The 11,155-nt window shown below is 54.1% G+C and carries 12 protein-coding genes; 9 read left to right on the top strand and 3 right to left on the bottom strand.

What is annotated here, in order from left to right; all coding sequences use genetic code 11:
• Window positions 1-6: 6 nt before the first annotated feature.
• Both B1C80_RS20040 and B1C80_RS20045 read right to left on the bottom strand, forming a co-directional pair.
• Window positions 7-1,758 (bottom strand): sensor histidine kinase, encoded by a 1,752-nt coding sequence (locus tag B1C80_RS20040; RefSeq protein ID WP_077922987.1) that lies wholly within the window; start codon window positions 1,756-1,758, stop codon window positions 7-9.
• Between the two features lie 72 nt (window positions 1,759-1,830).
• On the bottom strand, window positions 1,831-2,478 hold the full coding sequence (locus B1C80_RS20045; RefSeq protein ID WP_077922988.1) for a response regulator transcription factor: 648 nt from the start codon (window positions 2,476-2,478) through the stop codon (window positions 1,831-1,833).
• A 593-nt stretch (window positions 2,479-3,071) separates the two neighbouring features.
• Between B1C80_RS20045 and kaiC the strand changes: the two genes are divergently transcribed.
• From kaiC to B1C80_RS28925, 9 genes are all read left to right on the top strand, one after another.
• A complete protein-coding gene (gene kaiC, locus B1C80_RS20050; protein ID WP_077922989.1) occupies window positions 3,072-4,781 on the top strand; it encodes a circadian clock protein KaiC in 1,710 nt (569 codons plus the stop codon).
• Window positions 4,782-4,823: 42 nt separating this feature from the next.
• Window positions 4,824-5,117, top strand: a complete 294-nt coding sequence (locus B1C80_RS20055) for a circadian clock KaiB family protein (RefSeq protein ID WP_077922990.1) — start codon at window positions 4,824-4,826, stop codon at window positions 5,115-5,117.
• Window positions 5,118-5,119: 2 nt separating this feature from the next.
• Window positions 5,120-5,446, top strand: coding sequence for a circadian clock KaiB family protein (locus tag B1C80_RS20060; RefSeq protein WP_077922991.1), 327 nt, complete (start codon window positions 5,120-5,122; stop codon window positions 5,444-5,446).
• On the top strand, window positions 5,443-6,750 hold the full coding sequence (locus tag B1C80_RS20065) for an ATP-binding protein (RefSeq protein ID WP_077922992.1): 1,308 nt from the start codon (window positions 5,443-5,445) through the stop codon (window positions 6,748-6,750). Before B1C80_RS20060 ends, B1C80_RS20065 begins: the two co-directional genes overlap by 4 nt.
• Window positions 6,751-6,933: 183 nt before the next feature.
• On the top strand, window positions 6,934-7,623 hold the full coding sequence (locus B1C80_RS20070) for a response regulator transcription factor (protein WP_077922993.1): 690 nt from the start codon (window positions 6,934-6,936) through the stop codon (window positions 7,621-7,623).
• Between the two features lie 6 nt (window positions 7,624-7,629).
• Window positions 7,630-9,012: a cell wall metabolism sensor histidine kinase WalK gene (locus B1C80_RS20075; RefSeq protein WP_077922994.1), complete on the top strand. Its 1,383-nt coding sequence runs from the start codon at window positions 7,630-7,632 to the stop codon at window positions 9,010-9,012.
• 84 nt (window positions 9,013-9,096) lie between these two features.
• Window positions 9,097-9,960 carry a hypothetical protein gene (locus B1C80_RS20080; RefSeq protein ID WP_077922995.1) on the top strand — a complete coding sequence of 288 codons (864 nt, stop codon included), beginning with the start codon at window positions 9,097-9,099 and terminating at the stop codon, window positions 9,958-9,960.
• A complete protein-coding gene (locus B1C80_RS28760; protein WP_236648855.1) occupies window positions 9,914-10,231 on the top strand; it encodes a hypothetical protein in 318 nt (105 codons plus the stop codon). Before B1C80_RS20080 ends, B1C80_RS28760 begins: the two co-directional genes overlap by 47 nt.
• A gap of 6 nt (window positions 10,232-10,237) precedes the next feature.
• Entirely contained in the window at window positions 10,238-10,855 is a 618-nt protein-coding gene (locus B1C80_RS28925) for an HAEPLYID family protein (RefSeq protein WP_304442109.1), read from the top strand.
• Between the two features lie 13 nt (window positions 10,856-10,868).
• Here B1C80_RS28925 and B1C80_RS20090 read toward each other — a convergent pair.
• On the bottom strand, window positions 10,869-11,155 hold a 287-nt coding region (locus B1C80_RS20090), incomplete at its 5' end, for a hypothetical protein (RefSeq protein WP_161492793.1).

The raw sequence follows: 11,155 nt of genomic DNA on the forward strand, positions 1-11,155 counted from the left end.
GGTAGATCAGATATTGACGGGTGTGCCTGGCCTGACCAGTTTGTGCATGGGTAGCGAGATCATGACCGACGTACCCCGATCGGGTTCGCTCTGCCACATGACCTGCCCACCGAGATAATCTATGCGGGAGCGGATGTTGGCCATCCCGTTGCCTGTCGACGTCTTTTCGGGAAAATGGCCGCCCAGCCCGTCGTCATCGACGCTGATCAGCAGGGTTTCGTCGTTGGCCATAATCTGCACCGTAATAGACTGGGCCTGCGCGTGTTTGAGCGCGTTGTTGAGTAACTCCTGAAGCACCCGGAAAAGCATCACCGAAGCCTCGTCGCCCAACGGTGGTAAGTCGCCGTAATGCTCAATGAACAGCTTTGTTTCGTTGACCAGATTCAGTTTCTGGATCAGATCCTCAACGGCGGGTACCAGCCCGAATGTCGACAGGGCGTAGGGTCGCAAGTCATTGGATATCAGACGAGTTTCAGTACAGGCTTCGTCCAGAAACTGGTTGAGCGGGTCTTTCACCGAGCATGGCAGCTGTTCCTGATGGGCTTCGACAAACAGTTTGATCCGCGACAGCTGAATGCCAAGCCCATCGTGCAGGTCGCGGGCAATACGGCTCCGCTCACTTTCCTGCCCTTCGATCATGGCCTGCAACGACTTTAGCTCAAGCTGACGGATCTGCTGCTGGGCAATAACCGCCTGCTGATGCGCAATCAGCTTTTGCTGCCGCCGAAGAAAAACCAGCGCCACCACGCCCAGTACGCTGATAATCAGGACGGCTATCAGCCCCGAGTTGAGCATCTGCTGGTGGCGGCTTTTTTCTTCAGCCAGCTGTTTCTCAACGGCCAGGGTTTTGATCTGGCTATCCAGCTCCTGCAGCCGAATACTTTTGGTTTGTTCGGACTGGTAAAACTGATCGGCAAAATCGAGCGACAGCAGGATTTCGTCATAGGCCCGTTTGTGATTGCCCATGCTGGCATAGCTGTAGGCCGAGTGTTTGGCCAGTTCACGCAGCATCCCCACGTTGTTTTCGGCTCTGGCCAGCGCCTGCGATTTGCGGTACTCGTCCAGCGCAGCCTGGGGGTGGTTCCGGAACTGCTCCACGATGCCCAGATAAAAGTGGTTCAGGGCAATGAGCCAGTTCACCCGTACCTGTTTGGAAAGCGCCAGGCTCCGGCTGGCAAAAAAGTAAGCCGAGTCGGGTTGCTTGACGCGCGAATAGGTATTAGCCAGCAGGTTCTGCGCAAACGCCTGAAAATAAAGCTCTTTGTGCTCAGCACTGATGCGTTCTACCGCTCGTAGCTCGGTGAGCAGCGTGGGCGGTACTGGATTCCGTTTCTGATCGATATTGGCCAGATCCAGGCGACATTCAATGATTTTTGGCACATTTTTAACCCGCACAAAAAACTGCAACGCCTTTCTGAGGTACTGCTCGGCAGACGACTGCATGAAGAAATCGTGGGTATAATAATCGCCGATGACAATGTGCTCGTTGTAATAGCCGGCTGAATCGCCCGCCAGACTGTAGTACTTCATCCCATTGAAGTAGGCTTCCATGGTGTACTTGTTGTAGCCATACTGCTGATGATACAGCCAGCCCAGCTCCTGGTACGCTTTTGCCGCTCCCCGGTAGTTTTTCTCGACCAGCATCTGACGGATCGCTTTCCGGGAGCTGTCGACGGCCGGCACTTCGGCCCGCGCTTCGGCTCGTTGAAGCAGTCCGCCCAACCCCAGCAGGAAGAAAAGTAATGCGTACAGATTCATGGATCTATGGTACAACAGAAGCGTATCTGGCAGCGACGAACCAGGCTACAGGCGATGCTGGCGGTTAGTTGCCTAGTCGATGCAATGCATCTCCATGGCGGTTTTGATCAATAAGGCGGTATTCGGCACGCCAAACTTCATGAGTAAGCTACTGCGATGAAACTCAACGGCTTTGGCACTGACAAAGAGCTGAGCGGCCATCTGTTGCGTGGTGAGTCCCTGCGCAATCAGGGCCAGCACCTCCGACTCGCGGGGGGTGAGGTTGGGTTTCAGTCCAGCCCCTACCGACGATTTTCGGGATCTTGGCTCATCGTTCAGCAGAATCTGCATGATTGATTCATTGAAATACTGCTTTTCATCATGAACCGTCCGAATCGCCTGCAACAACTCGGTTTTGGTCGTATTCTTTAACAGGTATCCTTTTGCCCCTTTTTTGACCACCCGTTTAATCAGGCTGGCGTCGTCGTGCATGGTCAGCGCAATCACTTTCGTTTTGGGGTGAATGCGGGTGATCTGCTCACAGAGGCCCAATCCATCATCAATATGCGGGAAGGAAATATCCAGCAGAATCACATCTATCGGCGAACTTCTCAACGACTCCACCACGGACGAGACATTGTAACAGCGCTGCGTTACTTCTATTTCGGATGAGCCTGATATCAGCGATTCGATCCCCTCTACAAAAACATTATGATCATCCGCGATCAGTACTCGTATCATGTATTCGTATCGTTTCCTGCCTGAGTAATAAATCTGATGTCTGTACTGGTATAGTTTACCAATTAGTTAGTTATCGCTACGCTGAGTGTTTATATCCGGTTCCGAACAACCTGTCTGGTAAATGTCAAACGGGGTTGTCGTCACCGCAGATAAATAGAACTTTGTTTAGCAAAACTAGGATTAAAGTATCGGTATATGTAATAGGGGAAACCCAATTTTGCAAAAATATAGGGAAAACCCTACCACTTAAGTATTATTTAGAATCAGGGCAGTTCTACTGGTAAGTAGTCGCAGTTTCCCGATAAACTGGCTACTGGTGCGGTAGCACGCAGGCGCCAGTTTATCAACTATCTCCCATTTCTATATTGATTATCGCCAGCCTTTTTCGGTCGCAACTGGTCCGATCGTTTGTGGCGTTGGTCCTTCTAAACGATCCTTTGGATAAATTTATTTTCATTCATATATGAAGGTATCGGCCCCTGCTTACAACAGAAGAATCAAAACCAAATGGGTTATATCTAGACGTATAGATTTAATCTTCTAATTGGGTTATAACCCGTACCTTCGTTATCAATCACTCATCACTCTCCTTCATGAGCCTGAACACTGGCGCCGTTTTTTCTCCTTTAAGTTTCGAGTTACCCAAAACACCGACAGGCATTGACGGTCTGGACGAAATAACCCGGGGCGGTCTTCCCAAAGGCCGTCCAACCCTGATTTGTGGGGGAGCGGGTTGCGGTAAAACTTTGTTCTCTATCGAATTTCTGGTGCGGGGCGCGCTTGACCATGGCGAACCCGGCGTCTTTATGGCGTTTGAAGAGAAAGCCGATGAAATAGCCATGAACGTTGCCTCGCTGGGCTTCGACCTGAACGATTTGCAGGCCAAACGATTGATCAAACTGGATCACGTTCACATTGAGCGGAGCGAGATACAGGAAACGGGCGAGTATGACCTCGACGGCCTGTTTATCCGGCTAGGCTATGCTATCGACAGTATCGGTGCCAAACGGGTCGTGCTCGATACCATCGAGAACCTGTTCGGTAGCCTCAACGACCAGGGCATTCTGCGCGCTGAACTCCGGCGGCTGTTCGACTGGCTGAAAGAAAAGAAAGTAACGACCATCATTACGGGCGAAAAGGGCGAAGGCCTGCTAACCCGGCACGGGCTCGAAGAATACGTATCGGACTGCGTTATCCTGCTCGATCATCGGGTGAATAACCAGATCTCGACCCGCCTGCTGCGGATTGTAAAATACCGCGGCTCTACCCACGGCACGAATGAATACCCGTTTCTGATCGATGAAGAAGGCATCTCGGTGCTGCCGATTACCTCCCTGACCCTCGACCATCCGGTATCGTCGGAGCGGCTGCCTTCGGGGATCAGCGCCCTCGACAAGATGCTCGACGGACAGGGATTTTACAAGGGAAGCAGTATACTGATTTCGGGTACGGCCGGAACGGGAAAAACCAGCGTGGCCTGTTCATTTGCGAATATGGTATGCCAGCGGAGCGAACGATGCCTGTATTTCGCGTTCGAGGAGTCGCCCCAGCAGATTATCCGGAATATGAAATCCATTGGGCTTGATTTACAGAGCCATGTTGATCGGGGGTTGCTGCTGTTCCGGGCGTCGAGGCCTACACTGAACGGGCTCGAAATGCACCTGGTCGCTATTCATAAGCTGGTGCAGGAGTTCAACCCATCCGTAGTGGTCCTCGACCCGATCACCAACCTGATTACCGTTGGTGCCGTCAGCGAAGTGAAGTCGATGCTGATCCGGCTGATCGACTTCCTGCAAACCCGGCAGATTACGGTCATGTTTACGGCCCTGGCCCTGAACAACGTGATCAACGAGCAGACCGACGAAGGCGTCTCGTCGCTGGTTGATGCCTGGCTGCTCATTAAGGATATTGAGCTGAACGGCGAGCGAAACCGTGGTCTTTACGTCATGAAATCGCGCGGTATGAAGCACTCGAACCAGGTGCGCGAGTTTGTGATCTCAGACAAAGGGCTCGACCTGGTCGATGTCTACCTGGGTCCCGACGGGGTGGTTACAGGTTCGGCCCGCGAGGCCTTTCAGCTGCAGGAAGTTACGGGCGTTGCGCTGCGTGATCACGCACAGAACCGCAAGGATCGGGAGATTGAACGGAAACGACTGGTACTGGCGTCAAAAATTGCCAGCCTGGAAGAAGAATTCAACACCATTCAGGACGAGCTGAACAGAAGCTTCGACGAAGATAAGCTGCGGAAAGAAATCCTGGAAAAAACCCGCGAACAGATAACCCGCAACCGCCACAACGAGTAATGATACAGAAGGGCGAATGCGACAGGCTCTTCAGGCATACCTATGAACCAAGAAAAAGAGATATGGGAGCTTCGGCTCTACATTGCCGGTCAGACGGTTAAGTCAGTAACCGCCCTTCGTAATCTGAAGCGATACTGTGAACTTCACCTGAAGGATCAATATACGATTGAGGTGATCGACCTGCTCGTAAACCCCCAGCTGGCCGAGGGCGACCAGATTCTGGCGATCCCAACGCTGGTTAAAAAAGTACCCGAGCCCATCCGGAAAATCATCGGCGATTTATCGAATGAAGAAAAAGTACTGGTGGGGTTAAATATCCGCCCCGTTCGTAATTAACGATGAGCGAGTCGGCCATACCCCCCCCCACCGAATCGGATGGCGACAGCCAGTTTTTTGTACTGAGCCTATACATCACCGGCGCATCGCACCACTCCGCCCGGGCGATTACCAACCTGAATCACATCTGTGAGACCTACCTGCCGGGTCAGTATTCGCTCGAAGTGATCGATGTGTACCAGCAGAAAGAAATTGCCCAGCAGGAACAACTGTTCGCCCTGCCCCTATTGATAAAACGACTACCTCTACCCGAACGTCGGCTCATCGGCGACCTTTCGGATACAAGGCAGGTTCTGAAAGGTTTAGGCCTATTACCCGATTTGGAATGACCCCAATGAAAACGTACCAGGAGCTGGTCGACGAAAATAAAAGCCTGCGCAGTCAGCTCGACGAGGCCGCCGAAACGCTTTACGCCATACGAACGGGTCAGATCGATGCGCTCGTGGTTGAAGGCAATAACGGCCACGAACTGTATACGTTGAAAACGGCCGACCAGACCTACCGAATCTTTATCGAAACCATGAATGAGGGGGCCGTTACCCTGAACGAAAACGGACTGATCCTCTACAGCAACACCATGTTTGCGCGTATGGTCGGGCAGCCTCTGTCTTCGGTATTGGGGGTCCCCTTTGCCGGTTTCATCGACCCCGACTCGCTGGCCGATTATCAGCTACTCTTCAGCCAGGGCTGGAACGAAGAACGAAAAGTGGAGCTGAACATCATCAACCTTTACCACCAGAAAATACCCTGTATGCTGTCGGTGAAGTCCCTCGATCTGGATGAAGGGCTATCGCTGAGTATTATTCTGACGGACCTCACGGTACAGAAAGAAACCCAGCAGCTCCTGCGGATTAACAACGAAAAGCTGGAAGCGACCAACTCGGCCCTCAGGCTGAGCAATCAGGCCCTGAACCGGTCGAACGATAACCTGCAGGAGTTTGCCTACGTGGCCAGCCATGACCTGCAGGAACCTCTTCGCAAGATTCAGCAGTTTGGCGATATCCTGAACCAGCAGTACGGCGAACTCCTGGGCAGGCAGGGACAGGACATGCTCGTTCGTATGCAGAGCGCGGCCGCCCGTATGTCGACGCTGATCCGCGATTTGCTCAACTTTTCGAGGCTTACCACCCCCGGCCAGCACATGAGCGAACAGAATCTGAATGAGCTGGTAGGCGGGGTGCTGGCTCTTCTTGACCTGTCGATTCAGGAAAAACAGGCGTCGGTTGAGGTCGGTGATCTGGGCTGTCTTCCCGGCGATGCGACCCAGCTTACGCAGCTCTTTCAGAACCTGCTGACCAACGCCCTCAAATTTACCCGGCCTGATGTGAAGCCCCAGGTTCGGGTGAGCCGACAGTCCATAGCCCAGTCCGAACTGCCCCCCGCCTTTCAGCTGGCCGACCCCGCCCTCTCCTACTGCGCCATTCGGGTTCAGGATAACGGCATTGGTTTTCAGCCCAGTCAGGCCGAGCAGATCTTCGGTACCTTTCAGCGATTACACGGCCGAAGCGAATATCCCGGCACCGGCATCGGACTGGCCATCGTACGAAAAGTTGTCGAGAATCACCACGGCTACGTCCATGCAGACAGCCAGCCGGGCCAGGGTGCTACCTTTACGATTTACCTACCCGAGTAACCCGCTGCCCGTGCCGATCCGTTGCTTTGGTTCACCACTACTCAGGCAAGCCCGATTAAACAAATCACCCCCCTCTCCGTTTGCTGAGTAAGTACCCTCCTGCCAGACCTATCTGTTTTAGGTAGTGTAAACACACGATACCGATACATTCTGGCCTATTTACTCAACGGAGAAGTCATCATTATGCCCGCACGAACGATACTGATCGTCGAAGACGATCGACGCATTGCCCAGAACGTCAGCCGCAGCCTGCGCGAAGAAGGCTATCTGACCGAAGTGGCCTATGAAGGATACGTGGGGCGGCAGCTGGCCATCGAAAACCCAATCGACCTGTTACTGCTGGATATCAACCTGCCCGGCCTCAACGGGTACGAAGTCTGCCGGTCGGTTCGGGCGGTCAAACCTGAACTGCCCATTATCATGCTCACCGCCCTCGGTGAAATCGAGGACAAGGTAGAAGGGCTCGACCTGGGGGCCGACGATTACGTGGTAAAACCCTTCGACCTGCGCGAGCTGAGTGCGCGGGTGGGCGTCTGGATGCGCCGGACCAGCCAGCGGCATACCAGCCGTGAAGAAATTCTGCAGGTCGCTGACCTCGTCGTGAATTTATCAGCCAAGACCGTCAGTCGGCAGAACACCCAGATCGATCTGACCGCCCGGGAGTTCATGCTCCTCGAATACCTGCTACGCAACCAGGGGCGGGTTGTCTCCAAAATGGATCTGAGCGAACAGGTCTGGGGACTCAACTTCGACCCCGGCACCAACGTCGTTGAGGTGTATATCAACTATTTACGCCGAAAAATCGACCGCGACTTCACGCCGAAGCTCATCCACACCCGGCCCGGACTTGGGTATGTCCTGCGCGAAGACTGACCGCTTATGACGATACGTAACCGGATTGCCTTCCAGTTTTCGCTCATTGTGGCGGGTATTCTGATCTGCTACTCCCTGATCATTTATGTTCGGTCTGATACCTACCGGCAAACGGAGTTTTTCGATCGGCTCGAGCAGCGGGCCCGAACGGTTGTTCGGTTCCTGACCCAGGTAGAGGAACTGGATCGTAATCTGTTGCGCATCATCGACCGCAAAACCCTGATCACGCTGTATGACCAGAAAGTGATGGTCTTCGATTCGGGCAATCGGATTCTCTACAGCAGCATCGATGAAGATTCAGTAGCCATACCCGTATCGATTCTGGAGCAGATCCGGCAGGAAAAGATCGTCCGCACCTGGATGGGCGAGCAGCAGCTTTTTGGGTTATACGCCCCGGAGGGTCCGCAGCCGCTGACCGTTGTTGCCACCGCCTACGATCGGTCGGGCCAGGCCGAGTTGCGAAATCTTCGTAGAACCATTGTCTGGAGTCTGCTCGGCGGCATCGGGCTGACCGTTGGGCTCGGGGTGCTGTTCGCGGGCCAGTCGCTCCGGCCCATCAGCCGCATCAACAAACAAGTTTCGACCATCAACGCCCGGAGTCTGCAGCAACGTCTTGACGAAGGAAACCGGCAGGATGAGGTTGCCCAGCTGGCTATCAACTTCAACCAGGTGCTGGGGCGGCTCCAGCAGGCCTTCGAGCAGCAACGCACGTTTATCTCCCACGCTTCCCATGAGTTGCGAACTCCGTTGGCAGCCCTGAAGTCAGAGCTTCAGCTCAGTTTGCGCCACCCGCTACCGGCCGACCAATACCAGCATATTCTTCGCAATCTGACCGATGATACCGATCGGATCATTGACCTGACCAACAGCCTGCTCGTGCTGGCCCGAACGCTCGAAACGCCCAAATTACAGGTACAACATGTCGTTCTGCTGGACGATGTGATCTTCATGGCGCGCGACGAACTGCTCAACGCCCACCCCCACTACCGAATCGATGTTCGGTTCTCTGACCTGGTGGCTACCGGAGAACATCCACAGGTTCGGGGCGATGAGTTGCTGCTGCGCCGTATGCTACTCAATCTGTTCGATAACGCCTGCAAATACAGCGCTGATCAACGGGCGCTCGTCTACATCGCGCAGGATACGAACACCTGCCGGGTCAGCGTGACGGACGAGGGCATCGGAATTGCCGCTGACCAGTTACCCCAGATTTTTGATCCGTTCTACCGCGCCGACAATGCCCGTTCGCACGATGGCTACGGGCTGGGTCTCTCGATCTGCAAACGAATTGTGGAACTCCACAACGGCCGTATCGACGTGACAAGCCAGCCGGAGAAAGGAAGCACGTTTATCATCGTGTTGCCGACCAGCCCGACCAGCACATTCTAATTTTTTTATAAGCTTGCTGTAAGCCCCACCTAATAGTGCCAATCTACCTTTGCCCATTAACGACAACATACTCAATGTTTCAACATGGAAAAGGTACTCGGCTCGATGCATATCGATATCGGAACCCTATGCTGGCTGGCTGCCTTAGGCATCTCCACTATTCTTTACAGTTTCGCCGAAGAGCGAATTAACCATATACACCAGGCAGAACGGCAACACGGCGCTGACGAAACGGGTCAGTACGCCTGGATTCATCGATTATCTCTCCTGTCGAACGGGATTGGCCTGCTTAGTTTAGTGGCTCTTGCCTACCAGCACCCGCTTCAGTTTCTGGTGGTGCTGCCGGTGCTGCTCATCCTGTACAGGTCCAGAATTACGCACCGGATTGGGGTCTACTCGTTCAACGTGCTGCAACAGGCCCGGCGGTGGTCGTTTACTATGCAGCGGAACCCCATTCGAATCGGCTTACTCGGGGCGGGCAGTTTCGGTCTGGAGTATGCGCTGGAAGAAGAATACCTGGTCAACTGCCTGGCCTTCAGCAACGAACCGACCAACTCCGTTATCTCGCTGATCGTCAGTCGCGCCGGGCAGGCCGGTTCCTGGGAGGTCCTGAACGGGTTCGTTATGCTGGGCATCATGCTGACCGGCAGCGCATTCTGGCAGGCTCACACCCGGATCAACCACGAAAATCAATCAGGGGCTTCGTTCGCCGATTCATCCTACTCCTGGCGGACCGACTCCCTGCTGCTTAGCTACCTGTTCCTGCTGGTATCCTTACTTGGGTTAACGGCGGTCATCTCCTTTTCGGCCATATCTAACTATACTTTCTGGATTGGTTACCTTGGTGTCATACTGGCTCAGCGCACAAAAACCGGCCGGCGACTGGGTCAACGGATCGTCTATGCGGTGGAATCTTTTCTCGTCCCAGCCGATCGTGTCGTCGAGTAAACTGTCGGGACGCTGTCTCCCGATTCTGCTTTTCTTCTTTTGTTCCGCCCTCCTCAGGTGTTACGGTCAAAGTCCGGACAGCACCCAGCTGGTCAACCGCCAGCTCGACAGTTTGTATATCCACGAAGTTGAGGATCAGCGAACTCCTGATAAAGTCTTACATGCCGAGCCTCTTTTTATCGATCTGATCCGCGACCTGGGGGCCCGGAAAGGGGAACGGGAATGGAACGTGGGGCTGGGGCTAACGGATAACTTTCGGTACGATACCTAAACAGCCCTGGTCGAGTACGAATGGGCACCGATAAACCGGCTTGGGTTAGAAGTCGAACTCCCCTTTTCGTTCTACACCTGCAATGAACCCAACGGCGAAAAGCCCGCCAATCAGCTGGAAAGCCTCAAGACGGCCGTTCAGTGGTCCTTTTACGTATCGGAGCGCCTACAGACCACGCTGGCCGTCGGCTATATCAACGAACTCCATCTGCGTGCGTTTGGCCGCGCCAACCGGGGACCTGCCGTTCGGGGCAACACTTCGAATCCTTTTTTTATAGCCGCCAAACGCTGGGGCAACCGCTTTCATACTCTTGTTTACGCAGGCCCGTTACTGGAGCGGTCGGTTGAGCAGTCGAAGTGGGAAACGCACTGGCAAATCAACACCAACCTGCATTACATGATACCGGGCAGCCGCAACTTCATCGGGGTTGAACTGAACAAAGAACTGGCCCACCATCGGTTCCAGCTGGTAGCCCGTCCACAGCTGCGGGTCAGCGTGACGGATAAGCTGCTGGTCGGTATCGTAACCGGTATACCCATCGACAAACAAAGCCAGCGACTCAGCACCTTCATGCGACTTATCTACGAACCGGGCCATCGAAGTCAAGCAGCCATCAAAGGCTGATCAGTCAACCTACCTAACCGCGCATGGGGCATGATGCTACCGGGTCGTTTTCAGCGCTACCTGCGTTGCGGGCAGTCCTGGCCGAGAGGTAAGGTTCCAATGCGCCGGGCCTACTCATGCTGATCGCCAGGGTCAACCCGTTATAGGCTTTCCGCTCGTTGGATGCGAACGAAACGAGGTCGGCCGGATCACCGTTGTCGGTAGCCACCAGCTCGCCGGGCCCCGAGACCTCAAACCAGATCGGATTTGCTGCCTGAGGCACCAGAGACTTCAATGAGTTTTTGTTGGGAAGATACCTGC

Source organism: Spirosoma sp. 209 (assembly GCF_002006735.1).
GTDB lineage: Bacteria > Bacteroidota > Bacteroidia > Cytophagales > Spirosomataceae > Spirosoma > Spirosoma sordidisoli.